Genomic DNA, 22628 nt, shown 5'->3' with positions numbered 1-22628 from the left:
GGGGTGGTGAGTGTTTCGGTGTGAGCAGGGGCGCTAGCCCGTCCCCGCTCGCACTGCCGTTGTTTCCCCCTATTCGCGCGGGGGCGGCCGGTCGTTGAGTGCCGCCGCCATCTCCTGGTTGAGGCTGCGAATGACGTCGATCTGTCGCTCGTACTCCTGTCGCAGTGGGTCGAGTGCCGACTCTCTGTTCACGCCGGCACTCTCGCACCAGCGTCGGATCGAATTCGGATGCCGACCGACGTGGGGGGCGACCATGTTGGTCGCCGCCCACATGCTCATCGACGTCGAGTTCAACAGCTTCTGAACAGCTTCCACGGCAAGCTTTTTCAGGGTGGGTGACGCGGGCCGCCGCTCTGGGTTCGCCGACTCGAACATGGTCACGTCCAGCTCCACGTCAGCCCACCTTTGCCGCGTCGTCGAAGCGCTTGGAGGTGTTGTGGAAGCCCAGTTGCCGCTCGGTCGGCGGCACGTGCATCTGCACTGGGATACCGGGCTGATCGCCCTCTCCGGTCTTGATCAGGCACTTGCCCATGCCGGGAGGGATTCGTCGTAGTCCGCCGCCGTCGACGTCGCGGCGCTCTCCCGATGCCCACTCCTCTTCCGTCAGCGGCAGAACAACCGGGTCGTCCGCGCTGCGGGGCGCACTGGCCCATTCCGCGAGGCTGTTGATCTCGTGGTTGTTGAGCGAGACCTTTCCGTCGAGCAGCTCGGCCTCCGACCGGGGGAGCGGAAAGAAGACCTTCGCGCGGGCGCGGTCGAAGAAGCCCATTGCCCGGTTCCGATCCTCGAACGAATCGAACGCGGCAAAGTCCTTGATGGTGTGGGTGAAGAAGTTTGTTCCGGTCCCGATCGTGCGCTGGACGCGGGTGATTTCGTCTGTCCTGTACACCATTCCGTGCCCGATGCCGAGGACCAGGCTGAACTCGTCGATGAAGAGGTCGTAGAGGCGAGGTTCTTCGAGCTTGTGGTCCGACAGCAGGTGGGAAGCCTCGACCGCGCTGAACCCGTCTGACCAGCAGGTCAGCAGGACAGCCGCACGCAGTTTCGTGTCTCCGCTCGGCACTGCGGAGATATCTACGTCCACGGCCAACGCGTCGGTGTCGATCGGATTTGTTGTCTGTGCGTTGAACATCGTGCCGAACGGTCCCCGCACGATGAGGTCGAGGCACTGCCGGAGCCGTTCGGTGAGATCGACGTAGCGGTCCCACGTCTGCTCGGTCGTTCGCCCCATCGCTCCGGATGCGTCGACCAGCTCCCGCAACGTTTCGCCTGGTGTGTTGTCCGCCAGTGCAGCTGGGGCAGTCCGAATTACGCGAAGTACGTCTTCCGGGAGCGGCGGCTTCGCCAGGGAGAAGTCGTTGCTGGATCGGTACAGCGTGTTGATCGCGGCTTCGACGAGGTTCTCCTCGTGCGGTGCGAACCGTTCGCCACCGAGAATTTCCAGCAGGGACACCAGGGCCGTCACCTGCCGTCGGCGAAGCTCGACCTCGGCCGCCTGTCTCGCGACTTCCGGTAGTCGTGCGATCAGTCGTCCGAACGATCCGACGGCGAGCGGGTTGATCTTGCCTCGTGCGAAGCCGACCTCCGAAATCTGGCAGGGTGGCGTCGCCATTTCCGGTTCCGATCGCCTGTTGATTTCGTGGAACATCGGTGCGTGGTCCGGTTTGAGGTCTCCCATGACCATCGGCCGCACGCCGACGGCCATGTCGTAGCACGCCAGGCGTCGCCCGAACGTCGACTTACCGAACCCGTTGAGCCCCAGTGTGATCGTCGACGGGGCGGTCAGCTCGCCCGCCCTGAACCAGCTCATCCCGTCGAACCCGACCGGCTGACCGGTCTCGAGGTGGGTGCCGATCGGCGCGCCCAAGAGTGCGGCGTTCGCGCCGACGCTGAACGGATACAGGCCAGGAACCTGGGCTGTGGTGTCGCGGAAGAGCGTAGGGCGGCGGACGTGACCCATCCGGCCGCCGCCGCGCCCCACGTATCCCTCGTCGGATCGACGGAGCATCGGGAAATCGAAGTCGACCGGTAGCTCGGCTCGAAGCTGGGCGTCTTCGCGTCGTTTGCTGTCGTTGTCGAGCTTCTTCCGTGACAGGTATCCTTTCCACCCTCCTGTCCGAGCGACATTCTGGAGGTGGTCACGCTCTTCCTCGCTGTAGAGCGGCACCTCCTTCACCTCTTTGGTCTGCTTCGGCGCCACGGCACCGGACGCTTGCCCTGCGTCGATCAGCAGGTCTGTGGTCGTCGCACTCTGACCCGCGTGATCATGCACTGTTCCGGTCACGATGTGGCCCCTTCTTTCTCGACGTTGGGTGGCTTCTCAGATGGCGACATCGGTGATGTCTGCGTGCTCCGGCAGCAGGACTCCGACGCCCAAGGACGCCGCCATCAGGGCGGCTTGGGCGTCGTAGCCGCGACGGAGAGCCAGCCGACCGGCCAGCGGTAGCCCCGTCCGCTTGGCTTCGAGCGACGGGTGCACCGCCGACGGTTCCGTGACCGTGACGACGACGCCCATTCGGGCTAAGCGGGCTGCGCGACCGGCCGCTGGCACCTCGCGCCGGTAGGTGACCGCTACGCGCCCCCGGGCCGCCGTCCATGACGGCGTGCAGAGTGCCTCGATGACGTCGCTCCTGGCTCGCGCGGGCGCCATCACGGCGGCCGCAGTGCGAAACCCGTTGTGCGCGAACACGTCGCGACGCTCCCGTAGGTCGCCGGTGAATGCGTCGGCGAATGTGTCGGCCGAGGTCTCGCTGTAGGCCGCCGACACGACGGCGACCACCTCGACACTCGACATCGGTCGCACCGCGATACCGGCCTCGGCAAACGATTCGATCAACCGCGGCAGCCGCCGCCCGATCTCGACGCCTTGCTCGCTCAGATCCTTCTGTGCTCGACGAACCAGCACGTCGAAGGTGACGGCCAAGCGCGCCGTGAGTGCAATCTCGGTCACGTCGAGCAAGTCCATGCGCAGCGCCACCAGCTCGTCGGCGGCGTCGGCGGCGAGCCACCGCCGCTGAGCTTCGCCCGCCAGCGGTTGGGTCTCGGTCACGGCCGTTATTGCCGTGATATCCACCGAGTCCCGCACCTGAATTCCATCCAGGCCGAACAGTTCGGTCCAGCGGGCCAGGTCACGTGCTCCAGCCTGGAACACGACCGTGACGTGTTGGGTGGCGCGCGAGTGGATCATGGCGAATCGGTGCCCGCCCGCCGACGTGTGATCGCTGATGGCCAGGCGCGCGGTCGTTCCCGGCACTTTTGCGCTTTCGGCGCTCCGTCGCCTCAACATCCTCATCGCCGTCGCTTCTCCTTCAATGCTCTTGGTGTGGTTGTGATTCGAGTTGCTCAGGCCGCGAGCTTGTCCGATGACGACGCCATCTCGGCCAGGACGATCCCTATCCCGAGGCCCGCGAGGAACGTCGGGCCTTGCTGGTCGTACGCGATTCGCAACTTCAGCGACGCGGACAGGCCGAGGTTCGTTATGAGGGTCTCGACTTTGCCCGTGTCGGTGTTGGTGGGTGCTGTCGCGGTCACGATCATCGACACCCGCGTGACACCCGCGCCGCGTGCCTGCTCGGCACGCGCGGCGTCGGCTTGTTCACGCCGGACTATTGCCCGCTCGCTGAGTCTTCCGACGTGGCTGCGAATGGCCTGACGGGCGTCGGCGTCGTCCTTGTTCACGATGGACGTCGCCTCGGCCGGAGTGTAGGGCTGATACACGAAGGTCACGCGCTTTCGCGGCAGCTCCGGACGGGGCGACAACAGGTCGGCCAACACCTTCGAGTCGAACGCAGCCTCAGGGGGCTGTTCGAGGGTCCAGGACACACTCTGCGCCGAGTCGTGGAGGAAGACGCCGTGTTGGTCGCTCGACGACACCGGCCCGACGCTGCCCCAATCCAGCCCCATCGGCTCGCCCGTCATCAGACCGGTCTCGATATCGAACTCGTCGCCGGGACTGAATGCCCGGCGCGTTGTCGCTGCGATCTCGTGTTCGAGCATCGGCCGCACGAGCACGCCGGCCATCTCGAAGTAGTCCATGATCTTTCGCAGGCGACGCGACAGATCCAGGGCCATTTCCTCGGAACTGCGTTTACGGAACGATGTGTCGGCGGTGAACGTGATCGCTATGCGAGCCTCCAACCGGACCTCGGCGGCGGGGACATCCTCGACGGCCTCGACGATCGCCTGCCGAACCACGCTCGGAGCGCTGTCCCGCAGCCGTGCCCGCACGCGCGTCGATGCGCGCTGTCCGGACTCGGGAACTGTCTCGAGGACCGGCACGATCGCGACGACGTCGGGGGACTGCGCCAGAAAGGCGACGGTGTCTCCCAGGCGCGCGACCCAGAGATCGAAGCGTGACTGATCGATCCACTCTCGTCCCTGCGGCCACGCCCGCAGCGACACCGTGTAGAACCGCTTCGACGGCAAATGGATCAGCGCGAACGGCTCCGACCCATCCGCCGGATGCACGTCGAACACCCGTGTTTTCGCGGCGAGACCTGGCACCGGGGTGCCGAACGGAATCCCGGTGAATGGCCCGGCGCGGTGCATCTGCTCGCCGGACCCCGTCTGTCGCTTCCGTCCCGCCACCCCGAGGAGCACTTCCCACATCGACCGCCCGCCGATCGAAATCAGGAGCGGCACGAACAGGATTCCGCACAGCAGCGGGAAGACGGCGTACTTGAACCACACCGGGCTCGGCAGCATGAAGTTGAATACGATGAGGACCGCAAATCCGAGGCCCGCGTATGTCGTGAACATGGTCATGCCGCCGGCGCCAGCGCTGCGGTACGTGTGCGGCGGCCGGTACAGCAGCCGCCGGGTGGTCTTTTCGCTCATTGGTCTCTGCTCTCCTCGTTCCTGCTACCGGCTGATGGCGTGTTCGCCCCACCCCGACTGCAAACGGGGTTGTGCTTGGAGCTGGATACCGTCCCCGGCGTCGGCCTCCTGACCGGCCATCGCTCCCGCGCCACCGACCGCGCCCCCGGCCATTCCCCCCGCTGTTAAGGCTTCCTTGGGTCCGCTGCCCGTGCTGTCGCCTGTAGAACGGTCGGGACCCATGGAGCTCATGCCTGGCTGCGGACCCGGACGTTGCGGGTTCGACGACGTCGGCGGCGTCGGCGGCGGACTGGGCGGCGGGGAGCCGGTTCCGACCCCGCTACCGCTATTGCCGTTACCGCGCTGGGACAGTGCCGTGGCACCCGTCGTTCCCGCTCCCGCTCCCGCGCTGGCTCCGCCCGCCGCGAGCGTGGCGACGCCTACGGCCGCCCCGATGGCCATACCTGCGCCTGCCGCACCCGAGGCGCCCGCACCCATGGACCCGGTGACACCGCCTCCCATGAGGCGCATCAGAGACGGCAGCACAAACGCGCACAACGCCATCAGGACCATGCCGAGCAGGACCTCCTGCTCGTTCGGGCTCTCGCTTCCGGCGGCCTTGAACGCGATGAAGTAGCAGAGCGCACCCACCGGCTTGAACAGCAGGAACGCGACCGACCAGCCGATCAGTTTCTGGTAAGCCTGCGAGCCGGGGCCGGTACCGGAAAAGGACGCCGCCACCGGCAGCGCAGCCACCACCAGCAGCAACATCGCTTGCCGAACGACGAGGAACGCGAGCTGAAGCAGTGCGCCCAGGAACCCAACGAGGCCGAGCACGATGAGTCCCGCGGTACCGACTCCTGAGCCGAGCACATCCAGGTGCAGGAAGTTCTCGATGACTTGACCGTTCCCCGCTCCGCCGATCGCTTCGCTGACGAGCCATTCCGATATGCCGTCGCTGATCTGCCCGCCGACGGTCAGTACCAACGGCATCACTGCGGTCGCCAGCGCGGCACGGAACAGAATCTTGAAGCCTTCCTCGGCTTCGTCCACGATGCTCGTCTGTCGCTGCCAGGCCATCCGCGACGCGTAGAACATCAGCGAGACCGACATGCCGATAATCTGGAGCTCGACCATGTGGTCGTCGATCTCCGACATCAGGGTCGAGTCGTTTCCCGACAGGCGTGGGGTCGGCAGTTCGATCCACCATGTCAGCGCCCAGCCGAGGAATGTCTGGTACGACTGCAACACTGAATCGGCGAAGCTCTCGAAGATGCTGCCGCCAACGGTCCCGATCGGATCGGTGACGAAGCCTCCAATCGTGCTGACGGCATCGCAGGCGGTGCTGAGCCCTGGCACCGCCGCGACGGTGTCGCACACGCCCTCTGCTCCCGCGCTGGCGGGTGCGGCGATCCCGAGAACCGCAACAAGGACGGTGACGGTAGCTACGCGGTTCCGCCACAAGATAATTCGGGGATCGTGTCGGTTCACCATTCCATCGACCAGCCTTCGTCGAGTGCGGTCATGAGCCGGGCGCTCCGATCGGTGGGACCAGTGGGCATGACCCACTTCCACGTCCCATCCGCCCAGACCAGGTCGAAGTCCTGCTTGCTCGCGATCACGCCCTGCTGGCGTGCGGTGGCCGGCATTTGCAGCGCGACTTCCACATGGGCGTAATCGCCCTCGTAGTTCGACACTTTCACGGCCATCGGGACCGGGAACAACGTGGCTATCTCCGACTCTGACACGGTGAGTGCGAGCATCCGGTCAGCTGTCTCCTGGGCGCCCGGACCCTGGATGATCACCGACGCGTCCATGATCGCCCGCGCCTGCTCACGAGGTGCGGCGATGAGCCTCGTGCAGATCTGTTGCGCAGCGATCGCCGCTCCTTGCGGCGTGTGGGCGAATCCAGTTGGAACGCCGTCCGGGCTGATCGCGTCGGGGCCGGCCGTCGTCGAGAAGGGGACCGGCGCCCCATATACGCGCTGCCACATCAGACCGCCCGGTGGGGCACTCGCATCGAGATCACCGGCTGGCTGTGTCTGGGGGAGCACTTGACCCCTCGCATCGACGGGTACCTCGATTCGGTGACCGTTCCGGTCACTTGCCGGTGCCCCGAATTCCGGTAGCGGAATCCCCGCGGTCTCCCCCGGTGGCGGCGTCAGCGGCTCGACCGCGACCGCTGGCGGTTCGCTCTCCTGGGGTGTGTCGGCGTCGGTGCCGGTCACCGCTGCAAAAACTGCCCACACCACGATGACCGCCAGGACGGCGACCGACCCCAGCATCGTCCCGGTGCGGTACGGCTTGGTGGCCCGGAGGTCGTTGATGCGACGCAGCGTGGAGCGTGTCTCCGCCGCTTGATGATCGCCGTCGTACGTCATCGCGCGCATATTCCCTTCTACTCGGCGAGCTGCACTGCATCCGAAGGCAATTCGGTGATCGTCGCCTTCCGGTTTTCGGCAGTAGGATCGCTGGGACCGGGCAGCACAAGGCCCCAGTCCTGCTGCGCCGGAACCCATTCCACCTGGGTGTAGGTGACCAGCATCGAGTCGTCGGCGGTCTCGGTGTAGATGTCGACGTTGGCTCCCCACTCGTTGTAGGCGCGGACCCGGTAGCCGACCACTCGCTCAGCCTCACCGCTGGTCACCGTTCGGGCGATGGACACTTGGATGCGGTTCTGTATGAACCAATCCCGACCTTCGCCGGACACCGTGTTGAGGCGCACGATCTCGGCCCACTGGTCATCGGAGGCGACGCTGACGCGGACTGTGGCATTGATTGCGGCGAGTGCTGCGCCGACCTCGGAACGTTCGAAACCGCTGGGGTGCACGGGATCTGGATTGCGAGGCCCCTGTGTCGCCTGGGGGATTCGCATGCCCTGGAAGTCGACCCAACGGACTTCCGACGGGGCTGCGCGGTGCTGGTCGGTCGTGCCGGCGTCGGTCGACCCGTCCTCGGACCCGCATCCCGCCGCGAGCGCCACCATGACGACCGCCAACCCGGTGATCAGCCTTGAATGACGACCGCGGCGATGTCGCTTGCTGCGGCGGCCACCATCACCGACAGGATGATCTTCACCACCCACGGCGACGCCTTGACGTCCATGCCGAGCCCCTTTTCCATCCAGATCAGCCCTCCGGCGCCCGCCAGACATGCCACCGCCAGTGAGTTGAGCAGCCAGAGGTACATTCCGCCGAGGCTGTTGATCTGGGCTTTGACGTCGGATGGCAGGTTCGCGTCTGCCAGTACCGTGATCACCGCGATGCCGCCTACGCGCGTGCAGCATCGATGATCCCCACCGAGGACGCGACGACCATCGCGCCGATCACGGCGCCGAGCGCGATCTTCGGGCCCTTTCCGCCGCCGTGGTCGGTGATCTTGTCCCAGGCCAGGTAGCCGCCACCGATGACGAGCGCAGCAATGCAGCCGAGGTAGACGACGCCGACGAGCCAGCCTCCACCGCGGTTCAGCCGATCCGTGAGACCAGGGATGGGTATGGGGTCGAATGCGTAGTTGACCGGGGCTGCCCAGCTCGCCGCCGTCGTCGCGACGGTGTGGACGGTCGTGATCATCGTGGACATGTGGTGTGTTCCTTTCCAGCGAGTTACTGCTCGTCGAGTTCGAGCAGCTCTTTGACGGTGGTGACGATCTGTTTGCCGATCGCCACCACTTCCGGTGGGACGTGGACGGTCGGAGACCACTTCTTCCGGTCTTCTTCGTGTGGCCCGACCTGCGGCAACTGCTCGCGATCGGTGCCCAGCAGGTATTCATGCCAGCTGATCGGCCAGATCGTGTCGACGAGGGCGCTGATCAGTGAGCGGCGTTGACGGACCGCTGTTGCGGGTTTGCGTGGACTGGCGGCGACGAGCACCAAGCCGACGAGTTGGGTGCCTGGTGGCACCAACCCGGTGCGGAATTGCCGTATCGCCCGGTCAGCGGCGGCGAGGCCGTCGCTGGAGTCCCGAGCCACCAAGATGACGAATGGTGATTCGTCCTCACGGCCTGGCCATGACCGACCGCTGTCGCCGACGTGCTCGAGCATGGCCGCGAGCGTCGACGCGCCCGATCCGCCGTGGCACGCCACGGCCCATACGAGCGCGCGGCTATCTATTGGTTCGACCCGGACGGGCAGCAACTCTGCCGGGTCGGGCGCGACGACGGCGGTGCCCCAACCCTCCGACGCGGGTAGCGCAGGTGAGTGGGCTCGCGTATGGATCGGTGTACTTGCGTTGGTCGCACTGATCGTCTCGGCCAATTGGATTCATCTCCTGGGGATCAGTTGAATGCGTCGACGTACCAGCGGCCGTTGATGTTGACCGTGGACACCGTTCCTGTGTTGCGGGTGGTTTGTGCTCCGGGCGGCGTAACGGCGATGTCGATGAGGTAGACGTTCGTGGCGAGCGGCGTGATTCGGACGCAATAGGCGGCGCCGACGGGGACCTTGTCGATGAACGTCTGCAAATCGGCGGGATCGGTCACCGTCGTCGTCGGCGACGCCAGCGCTCGCGCAGCGACAGCATCCCTTTGCTGGTAGTAGGCATGTTCGAAGGCTGCGATAACCCCCTCGGGGGTGGCTTGGTCCCCTGCGTCGGAACGGCATTCGTCTTGCGGCGGCGCTGCTGGCATGGTCGTCGTCGACGTCGGGACCGACGTGGCCGGCGACGACAGGGTGGCGGTGGTGGGTGACACTGTCTCCCTGTCGTCTCCGGTGGGACCGGTGAGCGCCCACGCCGCGCCGCCCGCCGCAAGGGCGATCACGGCAGCGCAGCCGCCCAGAACCGGCCAGCGGCGTCGCCGCCGACGCTGTGACTGCGCGACCGCATCGGCCGTGGCGGCGACGGGCGCAGGAGACGCTGCGACCGCCACAGGCTCCTCCTCGGAAGTTGTTGTTCCCGTGAGCAAGTCGACAACTTCGGGGTGCCGTCGCCGGATGTTCGTGGCGGTCATTGCGCTTGGACTCCTTTCAGCTAACGGGGATGCCCAGTGCGTTGTTGATGCCGTTCCCGAGAGCAGCTCCGACGAGATCCCCCGCGACACCAGGAATGGTGTTGGCGACGAAATCGCCGACCGCTGCATCGACCTGAGTGAGAACGTCCTGGCCGCCCGGCTGCCCAGCGACCCAATCTCGCGCCTGCTCGGTTACGACCGGTGCTTGCTCGACGACGTTCTCGATAGCGTCGACTGCCATTGCGCCGACAGGGTCGGCCGACCACTGTTCGAGGGTCTGCTCTGTTTGAGCCGTGATGGCTTCGGTGTCGATGTTCTGCAGACCGATGTCCGTCGACTCGCCGAGGTCCCCTGCTCCGAACGGAGTCGCGGCAGAGGCCGCTCCGAGTGCGCCGAGAGTGCCCGCGCCGAGTGCGACGGGAATACCGAACGCGGCGGCGCCGACGCCCAGTCCGATCAGGCAACCGCCACCTGCCATCGGCAGGGCTGCGGCGCCCGCGGTGGTCGCCATGCCTACCACGTAGCCGACCCCAGCGCCGACACCGCAGCCTGCGATGCCTCCGACCACTGCGGCAGTACCTCCCGCGATCACGGCGGTCGTCAGGCCGCCCGCTGCTCCGGCGGCGACCTGCGTAGCCGCGAGTCGCTGCGCTCGATCGGTGGGCACACCGATCGAACGCCAGAAATCGGTCACCTGCGCCTCGATGACCGCAGACTGGTTGTTGAGGCGATCAGCGTCTGCCTTCGGCAGCCAGTTGGGTCGATCCGACTCCAGCGTGCCGAAACGAACGCGGTCGACCGGTGCGATGTAGGGGCGTGTCGGGTCGACGAGCACCGGCAGATGCAGGTCCTCCACACGCAGCGGCGCCACCGGCTCGCTGTAGTAGTAGGTGTTGTCCTCGTAGGAGTAGTTCGGGATGGGCTGGTACTCCAGCCCGCGATACGGTGCTGGCGGTTCCACGTAATAGATCGGAATGTCCGGCGCCGCCGGTGCGCTCTGCGAAACACCACCTTGACCCCCGCCGGTCACGCCGTCCTGCGGGCCGCCGCCGACACCGCCCTGTGGATCCGCATGTGCAGCTGGCGCCAGCACGATTCCGGCGGCGGCCGCAGCAACAACCACCGCTGCGGTGAGCGTGGTGTGCACCTGTGCTTTCCGGTGTCGGCCGCCTGTGTGACTATTTCTGCTCATCTGTTTCTCTGATCCTTTCAATGCTGTTCGTGCCGTTTATGTTTCGATCTGGCTTAGGTGGTCGGATAGAGGACCCCGATTCGCTCGGAGAGGGCGGTCAACGCCCGAACGGTGGTGGCGTCGAGGGCGAACGGGTCCAGACGGTCGCTGCTCGCGAACCACGGGTCGTAGGGCATCCGACACACTCGTGGCGACGCCCCATCGGCCTCGACGGCGAGCACCGCCTCGACGAAGTCGTACTCGACCTCCAGCCCGTCATGACCGGGGACGTCGGTCACCAAGACGCACGTACGGGGAATGAGCTGCGGAGATACGGCGGCGATTGCCTGCAACTGCTCGACGGTTCGCGCAGTCACATCGTCGGTCGTCAGCAGAGGAACCGGGATCAGGAGCACATCTGCCGCTGCCGCCAGTGGCCCCCACACCGCATCGTTGGGAACGGCATCAGAGTCGGCGACCACTACGTCGCGGACTCGGCGCAGTGCGGTCACCACCACGGCCATGTCGCTGGCGTCGAGCGGGATTTCGTCGACCCCGGATGGCCGACCGCCCAGAATGTCGACACCGGCGGACTGCCGCGTCAGATGGCGCTCCACCGCGGACACGTCGAAATGCACCAGATCGACGGTGGTGGCGAGCACTGCCGCGTCCTGGGAAGTGCGGGGTGCATTCTCAGCACGCGCGCTCAAGGCCCCTCCGATCTCGGAGAGGTCGGCGACCACGACTCTTCCGTCTCCCCGATGCGCGGACAGAACGGTGCCGAGGCCGAGGCTCAGCGGCGTGCGTCCCTTGCCGCACGCCACGAGGATCAGCCCTCGGCCCGTGCCGCTCCTGCCGCCCGACCACGACTCGGCGGCGACGGCTACCCGTGCGTCGGCCGAGTACCCGTCGCTGTCGAGGTGCTTGGTCGGGGCCGCGAAACCTGCGAACGGATCGATATTTCCCCGGACGAAGCCGATGTTGTCGATAGCCTGGCCGCCGACCGCTTCGACGAGGGTGTCGAAGTCGGGTTTGACCTCGTCGAGATGCTTGGTCGGGGCCTCCTCGAACGGCACGTCCGCGGTGGCGGACGCCGGATCGAACCAGCGCGGATCGGGGGTCCACGTCACGGCTAGTTCCTTTCTCGTGGGTGGTTGTCACCCACGCATTGCGGTGGGGGAAAGCAGGGGGCGAGATGCCGGACAAAGGGCGATCCCGCCGTCCCCTGCGCCGTCAGTTGGGTGTGTAGGGTGCTTCCGTCGAGGTCGGCTCTGCGGACACCGACGGGGTGCTGGACTCCGCTACGACTGTGCTGTCGGCACCGGGCAGGAGCCCCGTGAGTGCACCGAGCTGTCCCATCTCGCCCTCGACCGGCGTTGTCGTCGTGCCATCGGTGGGAATGTCGAACGTCGGTGGCGTCCCCACCTCTGTCGTCGCGGCGTCGCCACCGTCGGAGATCCCGGCGATGTCCATGCCCGCCGCCGCAATCCACTTCGCGACGAACGAGGTGGAGGGATCACCGCTTGGGGTAACCGAGTCCAGTCCGTAGCTGTTGTGGGCGGCGGCGGAATCCCAGTACTTCATTAATGACGTCACCGACAGGAGGTCCGAGTTCTCGGTGAAGTTGGTCTTGAAGGTGGTGAATGCTTCCTTGACCAAGCGATTCGCGGTCGATGGTGGAATGAGGGTGATTGCCGCCTGCCCCAACTTCGCGCCGACGATTCCGAGTATGGCGACCGGATTCGTCGCTCCCGCAGCGGCAATGGCTGCGATCGTGTCCGGTGCGAGCAGTTGCTTACCGACGGTGATGGCGGCGTTCAAGCCGATGGTGCCGATCTTGAAGAGCGCATTTACGGCATCGGAGATGTTGGGCAGCGGTGTACGAGGGTCCGATGCGGCTGCGAGGCGCTGACCGATTGACACCTCAGGTCGATACGAGAGGTTCTGCAGGGTCGTTCCCTGCAGATCCTCGTTGATGACCGGGACGATGGTCTTGATGGTGGTGAACGCGAGTGCCTTCGCGATCGTCTCGGCGCTCTTGATCGGGTCACCGGGGTCGAGTGTCAGTTGACCGGCGATATTGGCAACGGTGTGGGCCAGTGGCGCGCTCGCCGGCGAGTCGCACGTCATGTCGCCAGAGCTGCACATGGAGAAGTAGCGGCCCGCCAACTCGCCGATCTCCGACGCGATGTCGGCGGTCGGGCCGATCCCGCCCCCTTCGGGACTCAATGCGGTTGTCATGAGTTGTCGAACCATGGCACCGCTGGTACCCGGAACGGGATCAGGTGTCGTCTGACCGGGTGCGTCGGGAAAGATGCTCGCACCCGCTGGTCGAGTCGGGTCACCGAAGTTGGCGACCAGCGCGACCTTCGAGGGATCGATAGGCAGCTTCCCGTCGAGAATCGCCTGCATGAGCAGACGCACCGCGTGCGCGCCCTGGCTGAAACCGGCGAGACCGATGTGGATGTCGGGGCACTCCGCGACCTTGTCGGTGATCCACTGCTCACCCGTGGCCACCGCGCCCATCACGGAATCCATGTAGGACGCGTTCTGGCCCGGTGTGCTTGGACCGGTGCCACCGAAGCTTCCGGCGTACGGAATGTAGGCGCGGTCTACTGTTCCCTGCGCCTCTTGCAGCGCCGCGCTGAGGACCGTGCCGAGGAATCCGGTATCGACACCGGGATCGGCATCCGGGCTGCTTTGCCCGGTGCCCTGAATGCCGTACATCATCAGATCGGGGCATCCGCCGGGCTGTGCCGGGGTAGCCGCCGCCGGAGCGGTGCCCAAGACGATCGCGGTCGTCAGCGGCATCGTTGCCGCCAAGGCGAACGCGCCCACTCGCCGACTGGCGTTGCGCCGCATCGAGGTTTTCATTCGAGCCTCCGCCGAAGGGACACCAGGCAAGCGCCTTCGTTCCCTGTACGGCATCGGCGGGGTACCCTCGATGCCGTACAGCGGTCTAGCCGCCGCCTGTACGGTCTGGCTGCCCTCTGGCAGGTGGGGTTATTGCCGTTTCTTCTCCCGCCAGGGGGCAGTTCACTACTGCCTGTTCTTTCACTGCCTGAGCGGCCGACGAAGAGTTGTGTTGTAGCTTTGCCGTTTCTTCTCCGCCGACCACCCCGACAGTTGGCTCCCCCGCGAACGCGACGCCAGTCGAAGAGGGGTTATCGGTGGTGGGTGGGTTGAGGTCCCTACCACCGACTCGACGTTTGTCACCCGACCCCGGGGAAGCACTGACGGTGACGCTACCGCCGCCCGAGACCGGTCCTTCCGAAAATTGCAGTCGCACTTTTCGCGCCAGCGGGATTCGATGTTGGTTGACGCCCGCCACCAGCGGATTCGGGATTCCGCCGAGCCGATCGTTCAAAATTTGATCGCTCCTGCGATCATGGACTGTATGGGCGATTTGGAATCGACCGCGGCTCGGATCGACCTGTTGTTTGCACGACGGTGGCCCGACGGATACCGCGGGGCTAACACAATGGTTGCGGACTTCGTGTCCCGCCGGCTCAAGCGGCAGATCGACCGGCAGACCGTCTATCGCCTTCGTAGCGGACGTGTCCGAAAGTTCGACGTGGCGGTCCTCGAGTCCATCGCAGCCTTCTTCGATGAGTCGCTGGACTACTTTTCGGGCACTACCAGTGCAGCGGGAGCGAAGGAAACCGAGCCCGAACTTGAGCAGCTGCTCCGCGACCGCGGGTTCGCCCTCGCAGGTCAAACGTCACGAAAGCCGCTCTCCGAGCAGTCCAAGCGCGAGCTGATGCGAGTACTCGACGAGGCGCGCCTACTTCTCGACGGAACCGGAAACGGGTGACCGTCCCAAGCGACGGGCCTAACCGGTTGACTACCGCTGTGCAGGATCAGAATCCGATCCGTCGGGCACGGGATCGTCGGCCTGCTTCTTGAGTTCAAGAGGGAATCTGATCGCCCAAGCAACGCCGCGTGGAAGCTGTCCAGAAAGTGCATTACCTCATCCTCGGGAGAGAGTTCTCGGGCTCATTACGGTCACGTCTTTGTCGCGCAAGGCCGTGCGCGCCGACACCAGCGATCATCATTTGGGCGATGGCGCCGAACACGTAGGTGAGGTCGCCGTAGGGCCGGGCGTCCTCAAGTGGTATGCCGATCGACACCACAATGTTGATGGCGTACCCGACCCCGGCGACCCCGGCAATGATCAACCCGACGAGGCCACGCCACAGTGTGTCGCCCGGCTGGCGACTCGCGGCAGCTCGCAGAGACGCAACAATGACTGTGACGGCCACAAACGTCCACACCGACGCGAAGACGATCGCGTACGGTGCGCCAGCACGAGCGCGCAGAATGTCGGGCACAGGGTCAGTCCTGAGGGCCGAGGATAAGGCGTAGCACAGTGCCATCCCGCCGGCGCCGCACCATCGCACGACGTTGACAGCCGCCCTGAGACGGCGCCGCTCGAGAATCGCCAGCGCGACCGCAAGGAAGTCCGCTGCCGCCAGCGCACCACACGTCGGTCCAGCCGCGTCGACCAGATTTGCAAGTCCGGTGTGGTCGTAGATCACGCGATCGAGAAAGTCGCGTAAGGCCGGGACGACGAGCAGGGCGGCGAGACCGAGCCAGCCCACCGCGCGCGTCAGAGACTGGCGGCCTGCTGCATAGAGCACCCGTGCCGTGAAGACCGCCAGCAGCGCTATGGCCCCGATCAGGGCAACGACGTTGATGAGCGTGAGCGACGACAATTCCATATTCCCCCTGGTGCTCAGATTCCAAAGCTAGCGGCGATGTCCGCCGCGCTTCGTGGTGATTGGGATGCCGCTGCTAGTTCGTCACTCACTCGCCCGTAGAAGGTAACCAACGGGACGTCCAGGGCAGTGCAGATTAGGACCACCTGGGCGGCGCTCGCTTCGCGCTCACCTTCCTCATAACGCAGGATGCTGCGGTGGCCAATTCCGGTCATTCGGGAGAGTTCCAGACGGCTGATCCCCCGCTTTCCCCTCCACGCACGGAGCTCCGATCCGATGACCTCGTTCACGACCTCATTCACCATCGTGGGGTCCATTCAGGACAGCGTAGGCCCAAACGGACGCACAGACAACAAGCGATGCTGCTAAAGTGCGCCAACATGGACACAGTATGGTCCGTTTGGTCACTCCTGCCGATCGGCCTCGGTCCGAATGTCAACGGGACCGCGAGTAGGGAGTGGGAGATGAGCTGGCACATGCCGCCAGGTCAGATGAGCAGCGGCCGATCGCGCGCACGACTATATGCCGCGCGAACCTCGGCCTCGGTGAGCCGGAGCGACTCCGCGAGGCGGGGAACGAGGCTGTCCTGCAACGGGCTGACTCCGCGTTCCAAGTTCGACAGTGACATGGTCGAGATTTCGAGATCGCCGGCCAGTGTCGGCTGGAGCATGCCGCGGATCCCGCGCCAGTCTGCCAGGTCGCGCTCCTGCGCCGGAATGGGAATGACCAGCGCCATGAATCGGTCGGTCTCTTCCCTGATCTGGACTTCCTCGGCGTTAGGTGCCAGCTCGCGGGCTACGCGCTCCCAGACCATCCATAAGCGGTCGACGGTCGGCTCGTTCTCGCCGCGCTCCCATCCGCTGATGGTGGACACGCCTACGCCTGTCACTCGCGCCAGAGCTGACCTCGACACCCCGATTTCCTCGCGGGCGTTCATGAAGGCTGCCGGTGAGAATCCGCGTGGAACTGACCGCGCCACCAATCCTCCGTACCGTCTCGACCGTCTCGTGTTGTCGGCCATGTCGTTTCCCTCGAATCGTGCCGTTGATGTCGCGCCGGTGGAGAATGTCGGTGTAGTATCTCGGTAATTCGGTGTAGTGTTCCGGTATAGCATGTCCGCATCAATCCATGAAGAGGGGTCTCATGGCGGATCAGATTGTCGGCCCATGCCTGGGCCAAGAAGTCGGGTGGACCGACCTGTCGGAGAGCCACCCGCCGGCAGTACGACGGGCACACAACTTGTGCGTCTCGTGCCCGCTCCTGCAACGTTGCCGCGCCGACCTCGACGCCGCGATCGCCGAAGGACGCCAGCCTGTCGACCAGCTTTGGGCCGGCTCCTTCTTCAACGAGAACGGCCTGAGGGTTTCCGGCCGCCGGTATGGCGTGTATCCGCCCAAATCTCAGCGCCCGGTGAAGCCTGCTGCGCAGGCTGCGACTGCGGCTGCATGAACCGTCGACGGACCGACCTGTGCCCAGTTCGGTGTCTGGTCGTGACCCCGCCGTGGCATAGCTATGTATGCCGCCCCGTCGGCGTGTCTCCAAACAGTTTGCCGTTCGGGACGGCATGATGTGGCCATGGCGCAGCACTCAAAAGGTCCGCGGAAGCAGATACAGCCACGGCTGCGTACCGAGGTGTACGCCGCCATCGACGAGATCGCTAAGCGACAGGGGACGTCGGTTTCTCAGTACGTGGCCGATCTCTGTGCAGTTCATGTTGGGCGTCCCGATCTCGTTTGGATTTCGCCCAACCGCGAGCAGCAGGAACTCTTTCCCGACGATCACCGCAAAGTGAGTTGATTCGCTGAGGACAACCCTGAGGACCGACGACCAAAGGGGGCGTCGGGATTACAAATCCATAGAGGTGCGGGAACGGAAAAACCCTCCCAGATTCGCCGTCTGAGAGGGCTCCCGAAGTACCGGGTATCGAGTTAGCAGCTCGTTCCCAAGTGGTCGTTTCCGCCCACCTACCCGAAAGGGATCAGTCGTGCCTGACCGATCTCAGGGTAGCGCGCACCCTGGTGACAGGGCAAGAAAACAGGTTCCGACACGCGTCGACGATCCGCTGGCGGCGCGCCCGTCACATGACGGCGCCAGCACAGGAAACCCCCGCTCCGACGGGACAACTCGCGCCGCCGCGGCTGAGCAGTGGGCAACACTCGCCCCCCTGATCGCAGGCCGCAAGTCGGTCCGCAAATGCACCGCTGAGACCGGGAAGTTCGACACCTGGGGACGTCTCACCCCTACGTTGCCGACGGTCCCGTCTGCGGTGCATCCGTACGACGCCAACGCGTGGACGACCATCATCGTCTGCGACTTCGACCCCAGTCGAAAGAACTCGGCCGACCCGCTCGCCCAGCAAGCGGCCGAAGCCGCCGTCGCGGCGGAGGCCCGACAGCTCGTGGAATGGGTGGGGGAGTGCGGCGGCACCGCCGTCGTGGACGTGAGCACCAGGGGCGGGCGTCACGTCTACATCCCATTGAGCAGTCCGCTGCGGAAAGAGCACATCGAGCCGCTTCTACGCCTACTCGCCACTCGGCTGCGCACTCTCGACATCCAGCCCATGCTTGGCCCACGACACGGCTGCATCACGGCACCAGGCTCGCCCTGCCGAGGTGGCGGGTATCGACAGCTCGTCGATCTGACGGTCGTCGAAGCGCGTGACCGCCTAGCACGACGGACCGCACCGCCCGACCTTGTTGCGCGACTCTGCGACCGGCTACGCCACCAGCTCGCTTTCGACGACCCGGCGCACACGGTAGACCCGGATATCGGCCGGAGGCCGACCCCGGCGACCACAGACCCCAATGCCACCGTGGCGCATCCGATTCGAGCGCCGTTGCCCACCTGGATTGCGCCCTTCCTCGCCCACGGCACCGTGCCCGCTCACCGCACCCGCGCAGATCGAACCTGGACTCCGAGCGAAGCCCGCCTCGCGGTCCTCGAGCACCACGCGTCGCGAGGCTGGTCGCTCGTCGACGTGCGAGCGACGCAGCCAGACCCGCTCTGGGCAGCGTTCTGGAGCGGGTATGAGCGCCGCGATGCCGGCCGCAGACTCGCCCTCGACTGGGACCGCGCCCTGAGCTACGCCGAACACCGCACTGCGGCAACCGCTAGAAAATCCGCTACCCCCGTGCAAGAACGCGAGTACTTACACACAGGGGGGATAGGGGGGGCGCGCTGGAAATTAGCTGCGGCGCGGAAATGGATACTTGTCTGCGGTGAGTTCGCCGGGCCTCAACGGTGGAGTGCTCTGCTTGTCGTCACTGCCCTCGCCTACGGTCTCTCTCTCGACGAGGACCGCCGAACGGTCGCCGCGGGGGGACGGTGGCTGTCGTTAGCGGCTGGCCTCCTCAGCGAAGACACGGTGTGGTCTGTGTTGCGGCGCCTGCGATCGATCCCCGGATCACCGATAGAACTCGTCGAATCATGGTCAGGACCTCTGCACACAGGAGATCGGTATCGCTTCGTGACGCCGATTCTTGACGGCCGCGAGGTCGAGCCGTCGGAATGGGAGAGCTATGCCGCGCGGATCGATCCGGTCGACGGTGTGTGGAAGCAGATCGGCTGGCAGGCATGGTGGGTGCACGAGGCGCTTCGGTGGCTGGTGATTCCCGGTGAGACGATCACGCGTAGCGATCTCGCCCTCGCTGCCAGAGTCAGCGTCGCCACTGTCGACCGAGCCGTGGCAATCCTCGCCGAGCACGGCCTGGTCGACGTCGGCCACGGATGGGTATCGATCACGGGGCGGCCGCCCCGTGCCGTCCCGTTTCTCGCTGATATTGCCGACGACGAGCGCGAAGCCAAGCTTGCGCGCCATCGGCGAGAACGTGCGACGTTCTATGAGTTCTGGGACATCGTGTCGGAATCCTTCACAGCACGGGAGATTCGCGGCTACACCTCGATCGGCGAGGTTGACCATTACACGCCGGCTTACATGGCGGCCACTGGCTGGCGAGGTCCGCCGGAGATCGACGAGCGGGACGAGGACGCCGACGCCGACGCCATCGTGCTTCTGACTGCGGTATTTGGTGAACTCGTTGTCATCGAGGAGCGCACGACTGCCCGCGCATGATTCAACGGGTGATTCCGGGTCCGCGCGACGGCGGCGGGAGAACCGTCGGCTGATGAGCGGCGTGCGCGCGGTTCATCACGTCGGGATGCGGCAATTGCTGGCTGGACGACAGGCCGAAACGGACCGCGATACCGGATCGATCCTTGTCGAGGTGCGGAGTGGTGACGGCGACGTCGAGCGCGCGGGCCAACCGTCGGTGATCGCCGGTGGCCTGAAAGTAGTAGCGGCCGTTCACGAATGCTTGGCGCAGCGATCCCTGCCGGTATGCGCCGGTGTCGAGACTCCAGCCGGCGTCGGCGCACAACACGCGGAAGAACTCGAACTGGGAGCGAGTGTTTCCTTCACGAAAGGAGTGAATGTGGTTGATCTGCGCCCAGTGCCGGGCAAGACGATCCACGAACTTCGCGCGGCGAAGACCTTTGAGGTGATCCTCGTCCGCCAGGGCGGTGTAGGCAGCCTGCGCCGCGGGCGCGATGTCTCGGACGCGGTAGTAGGTGTATGCGAGCGTCCGCGGTCCCGTACTCAGCACTGAGGGAGCCTGCTTCGACATCATCACGTTGTTCTCGGGAACAGTTCGCTCCTGGCCGGCCCACTCGTACGTATCCGAGAAGAGATGCGCGTGAACGCGTTTCATGTAGACCTCCCAGTAGTAATCGCGGAAAAACCAACGCTAAGCGCCGCCCTGATGGTTCGGTGGGTGGTGATGGGACTCGGGCGAGTGTCTGGCGGTGATCGGTGGCGACGAGGACGTACTCGGACGCGGAGTTGGAGCAGCTGCGTGGCTTCCCGGATTCGATTGGACCGGACGAGCTGATCCGGTACTTCACGCTCACCGTTGGCGATGTCGCGTTCGTGAACTCGGATCGCACTGCGGCGAATCGGATCGGTGTCGCGGTCCAGCTGTGTTCGCTCCCGTGGCTGGGGTTCGTTCCCGATCGGGTGGACCGGGTGCCGGACGCGGGGGCGCGGCGGCTGGCGGAACGACTCGGTGTGCCGGTCGCTGCCCTGGCGGAGTACGGCGGCCGTGAACAAACACGCACCGACCACCTGCGAGAGGTCGCCGAGTTTCTGGGTTGGCGTTCCGCTGGCGATCTCGACTTCAAGGAGTTGGACCAGTTTCTGTTGGCTCGGGCGATCGAGCATGATTCGCCGGGTTTGCTGTTTCGGCTTGCGTCCGAGCATCTGCGCAGTTCCCGTGTGATTCGGCCGGGTCCGGTCTGGCTGACCGAGCGGGTCGCCGCCGCCAGACAGGCAGCGCAGATCGAGACCTACACCCGGCTGGAGCACCTACTCACGCCGCGGCGCAGGAGTGAACTCGACGGTCTGCTCGACGTCGACACCGAACTCGGTTCGACGCGGCTGCATTGGCTGTCGAACGGTGCCACCACGGCATCACCGGAGGCCATCAAATCCGAGATCGCCAAACTCCGGTTTCTGCGGGACCTGGGTGTCGACCACCTGGACGTGTCGGTGCTGCCGGTCGAACGACGGCGGTACCTGGCCGGTATCGGACGACGGTCCACAGCCCAGATGTTGAGCCGCCGTGATCCCGAACGACGGTATCCGATCCTGCTGACCCTGATCGCGCAGTCCGGAGTCGAGGTGCTCGACGAGGTGGTGCAGTTGTTCGATCAGGCCGTGTCGGGTCGGGAGTCGCACGCACGCAACAAGCTTGCCGACCGGCTCGCCGAACGCGCCGTCGCGGCCGAAGATCGCCTGGCTCTGCTGGACGCGATGCTGCCGGTTCTGCTGGACTCCACGGTTCCGGACGCCGAGGTCGGTACGATTCTGCGTGGACTCGGGATGCAGCGTATCCAGGCTGCGCACTCTGGTGCGCCGACCCGGCTTCCACGCGACCGTGGACATCTTGCTGTGCTCGACGATTCGTTCTCGTATCTGCGCCGGTTCGTGCCAGATGTGTTGGATGCCATCGACTTTCGTGGGACCGACGCTGCCGCCGATCTGATCACGGCTACCGCCCAGTTGAGAGGGCTGTACGTCGCCGGTGCCCGCAATCTGCCACCGAACGCGCCGGTGTCGTTCGTTCCGGCACGGTGGCGCGGGTACCTCGACGATGCCGTGGCGGCGCAGGACGCGACGGCCTACCGGCACTACTGGGAGCTGTGCGTGTTGTACGGCCTGCGGGACGGTCTGCGCAGCGGCGACGTGTTCGTGCCGGGATCGCGGCGCTACGCCGACCCCACCTCCTACTTGATCAGCGGCGACCAGTGGCAACTTCAACGCCAGGAATACTGCCGTCTCGTCGGCAAGACACCCGACGGCCGGGACGCGGTCGAGCACGCCCGCCACGAACTCCGCGACGCGGTCACGGCCTTGGAAGAAGTCCTCGCCGCCGGGGACGGCGCGGTCCGCCTCGACGACAAGGGTGAGCTGGTGATCGGTCCGTTGACCGCGGAAACGGTGCCCGACGAGGCCGACGCACTGCGCGACGACCTGGTCGCGATGCTGCCGCGAATCCCGTTGGCATCGTTGCTGATCGAGGTGGACCGCCGGACAGGTTTCACCGATCTGCTGGTGCACGCAGGTGGCAAGCAAGCCCGTTCACCCGAGCTGAAACGCAATCTGATCGCGTGCCTGATCGGGTTCGTTATCTGGAGTCGATCACGGGGTGTCTTGGACGTGTATGACGGACCGTTGGGTTCCGTTAATTCGCTTGGCGGACGTGGTTATCTGCGGCTGTCCAGCACGCGGGTTCTCAGGAGGTCTGATGCATGTTCAGCGGGTGGTGATGCCCGGTTCGCGGCGTGAGTCGTGGACCGTTCTCGGCGCGGACGCGGCGCCGATCGTGTGGGTCGAGCGGTACCTGGCGTATCTGACCGATATCGAGCGGTCCCCGAATACGGTCAAGGCGTATGCCCACGATTTGAAGGACTGGTTCGTCTTT

23 protein-coding genes and 1 pseudogene are annotated in these 22628 nt (G+C 65.5%); 6 read left to right on the top strand and 18 right to left on the bottom strand.

Going from position 1 to position 22628, the window contains the following annotated elements:
- Positions 1-69 precede the first annotated feature (69 nt).
- From FOS14_RS19510 to FOS14_RS19445, 14 genes are all read right to left on the bottom strand, one after another.
- Complete coding sequence (locus FOS14_RS19510) at positions 70-393, bottom strand: hypothetical protein (RefSeq protein WP_143772499.1); 324 nt, start codon at positions 391-393, stop codon at positions 70-72.
- Position 394: 1 nt separating this feature from the next.
- Complete coding sequence (locus tag FOS14_RS19505; RefSeq protein WP_143772498.1) at positions 395-2284, bottom strand: hypothetical protein; 1890 nt, start codon at positions 2282-2284, stop codon at positions 395-397.
- A 36-nt stretch (positions 2285-2320) separates the two neighbouring features.
- Positions 2321-3292 (bottom strand): SCO6880 family protein, encoded by a 972-nt coding sequence (locus FOS14_RS19500; RefSeq protein WP_143772497.1) that lies wholly within the window; start codon positions 3290-3292, stop codon positions 2321-2323.
- A gap of 50 nt (positions 3293-3342) precedes the next feature.
- Positions 3343-4836, bottom strand: a complete 1494-nt coding sequence (locus tag FOS14_RS19495) for an SCO6880 family protein (protein ID WP_143772496.1) — start codon at positions 4834-4836, stop codon at positions 3343-3345.
- A 24-nt stretch (positions 4837-4860) separates the two neighbouring features.
- Positions 4861-6309: a hypothetical protein gene (locus FOS14_RS19490; protein ID WP_143772495.1), complete on the bottom strand. Its 1449-nt coding sequence runs from the start codon at positions 6307-6309 to the stop codon at positions 4861-4863.
- The gene (locus FOS14_RS19485; protein WP_143772494.1) at positions 6303-7196 is read right to left on the bottom strand and encodes a hypothetical protein; all 894 of its coding nucleotides are present in this window, start codon (positions 7194-7196) and stop codon (positions 6303-6305) included. The genes FOS14_RS19490 and FOS14_RS19485 overlap by 7 nt, the downstream gene beginning before the upstream one ends.
- A gap of 17 nt (positions 7197-7213) precedes the next feature.
- Positions 7214-7801: a hypothetical protein gene (locus FOS14_RS19480; RefSeq protein ID WP_143772493.1), complete on the bottom strand. Its 588-nt coding sequence runs from the start codon at positions 7799-7801 to the stop codon at positions 7214-7216.
- 20 nt (positions 7802-7821) lie between these two features.
- Positions 7822-8073 (bottom strand): hypothetical protein, encoded by a 252-nt coding sequence (locus tag FOS14_RS19475; protein WP_143772492.1) that lies wholly within the window; start codon positions 8071-8073, stop codon positions 7822-7824.
- Between the two features lie 11 nt (positions 8074-8084).
- Positions 8085-8396, bottom strand: a complete 312-nt coding sequence (locus FOS14_RS19470; RefSeq protein ID WP_143772491.1) for a hypothetical protein — start codon at positions 8394-8396, stop codon at positions 8085-8087.
- Between the two features lie 23 nt (positions 8397-8419).
- Entirely contained in the window at positions 8420-9070 is a 651-nt protein-coding gene (locus FOS14_RS19465; RefSeq protein WP_143772490.1) for a hypothetical protein, read from the bottom strand.
- A 20-nt stretch (positions 9071-9090) separates the two neighbouring features.
- Positions 9091-9762 carry a hypothetical protein gene (locus FOS14_RS19460; RefSeq protein ID WP_143772489.1) on the bottom strand — a complete coding sequence of 224 codons (672 nt, stop codon included), beginning with the start codon at positions 9760-9762 and terminating at the stop codon, positions 9091-9093.
- Positions 9763-9778: 16 nt separating this feature from the next.
- Positions 9779-10954 carry an insoluble domain protein gene (locus FOS14_RS19455; protein WP_143772488.1) on the bottom strand — a complete coding sequence of 392 codons (1176 nt, stop codon included), beginning with the start codon at positions 10952-10954 and terminating at the stop codon, positions 9779-9781.
- 53 nt (positions 10955-11007) lie between these two features.
- Entirely contained in the window at positions 11008-12063 is a 1056-nt protein-coding gene (locus FOS14_RS19450) for a hypothetical protein (RefSeq protein WP_143772487.1), read from the bottom strand.
- A gap of 103 nt (positions 12064-12166) precedes the next feature.
- Positions 12167-13807, bottom strand: a complete 1641-nt coding sequence (locus tag FOS14_RS19445) for a cutinase family protein (protein ID WP_185981846.1) — start codon at positions 13805-13807, stop codon at positions 12167-12169.
- Between the two features lie 523 nt (positions 13808-14330).
- Here FOS14_RS19445 and FOS14_RS19440 point away from each other — a divergent pair.
- A complete protein-coding gene (locus FOS14_RS19440) occupies positions 14331-14747 on the top strand; it encodes a hypothetical protein (RefSeq protein WP_143772485.1) in 417 nt (138 codons plus the stop codon).
- A 151-nt stretch (positions 14748-14898) separates the two neighbouring features.
- Here FOS14_RS19440 and FOS14_RS19435 read toward each other — a convergent pair whose 3' ends face one another.
- The 3 genes from FOS14_RS19435 to FOS14_RS19425 all read right to left on the bottom strand — a co-directional run bounded on the left by FOS14_RS19435 (position 14899) and on the right by FOS14_RS19425 (position 16588).
- Entirely contained in the window at positions 14899-15654 is a 756-nt protein-coding gene (locus FOS14_RS19435) for a hypothetical protein (protein ID WP_143772484.1), read from the bottom strand.
- A 14-nt stretch (positions 15655-15668) separates the two neighbouring features.
- Positions 15669-15956 (bottom strand): helix-turn-helix domain-containing protein, encoded by a 288-nt coding sequence (locus FOS14_RS25560; RefSeq protein ID WP_370512269.1) that lies wholly within the window; start codon positions 15954-15956, stop codon positions 15669-15671.
- A gap of 182 nt (positions 15957-16138) precedes the next feature.
- Positions 16139-16588 (bottom strand): helix-turn-helix transcriptional regulator, encoded by a 450-nt coding sequence (locus FOS14_RS19425; protein WP_255450465.1) that lies wholly within the window; start codon positions 16586-16588, stop codon positions 16139-16141.
- Positions 16589-16794: 206 nt separating this feature from the next.
- Between FOS14_RS19425 and FOS14_RS19420 the strand changes: the two genes are divergently transcribed.
- From FOS14_RS19420 to FOS14_RS19410, 3 genes are all read left to right on the top strand, one after another.
- Positions 16795-17100, top strand: a complete 306-nt coding sequence (locus FOS14_RS19420) for a hypothetical protein (protein WP_143772481.1) — start codon at positions 16795-16797, stop codon at positions 17098-17100.
- A 126-nt stretch (positions 17101-17226) separates the two neighbouring features.
- On the top strand, positions 17227-17448 hold the full coding sequence (locus FOS14_RS19415; protein ID WP_143772480.1) for a ribbon-helix-helix domain-containing protein: 222 nt from the start codon (positions 17227-17229) through the stop codon (positions 17446-17448).
- 187 nt (positions 17449-17635) lie between these two features.
- Positions 17636-19723 carry a hypothetical protein gene (locus FOS14_RS19410; protein ID WP_143772479.1) on the top strand — a complete coding sequence of 696 codons (2088 nt, stop codon included), beginning with the start codon at positions 17636-17638 and terminating at the stop codon, positions 19721-19723.
- 1 nt (position 19724) lies between these two features.
- Here the strand turns inward: FOS14_RS19410 and FOS14_RS19405 are convergent, their stop codons facing one another.
- On the bottom strand, positions 19725-20357 hold the full coding sequence (locus FOS14_RS19405) for a Fic family protein (RefSeq protein ID WP_143772478.1): 633 nt from the start codon (positions 20355-20357) through the stop codon (positions 19725-19727).
- Positions 20358-20458: 101 nt separating this feature from the next.
- Here FOS14_RS19405 and FOS14_RS19400 point away from each other — a divergent pair, with 101 nt between their 5' ends.
- Both FOS14_RS19400 and FOS14_RS25310 read left to right on the top strand, forming a co-directional pair.
- Positions 20459-22492 carry a DUF4158 domain-containing protein gene (locus FOS14_RS19400; RefSeq protein WP_143772477.1) on the top strand — a complete coding sequence of 678 codons (2034 nt, stop codon included), beginning with the start codon at positions 20459-20461 and terminating at the stop codon, positions 22490-22492.
- A pseudogene (locus FOS14_RS25310) lies at positions 22452-22628 on the top strand (integrase); the annotation flags it as partial. The gene FOS14_RS19400 and the pseudogene FOS14_RS25310, both read left to right, overlap by 41 nt.

Origin of the sequence: Skermania sp. ID1734 (assembly GCF_007489285.1) — a bacterium.
Classification (GTDB): domain Bacteria; phylum Actinomycetota; class Actinomycetes; order Mycobacteriales; family Mycobacteriaceae; genus ID1734.
Note: the sequence above shows the minus strand (reverse complement) of the source record. Positions and strands in the feature narration are given on the sequence as shown.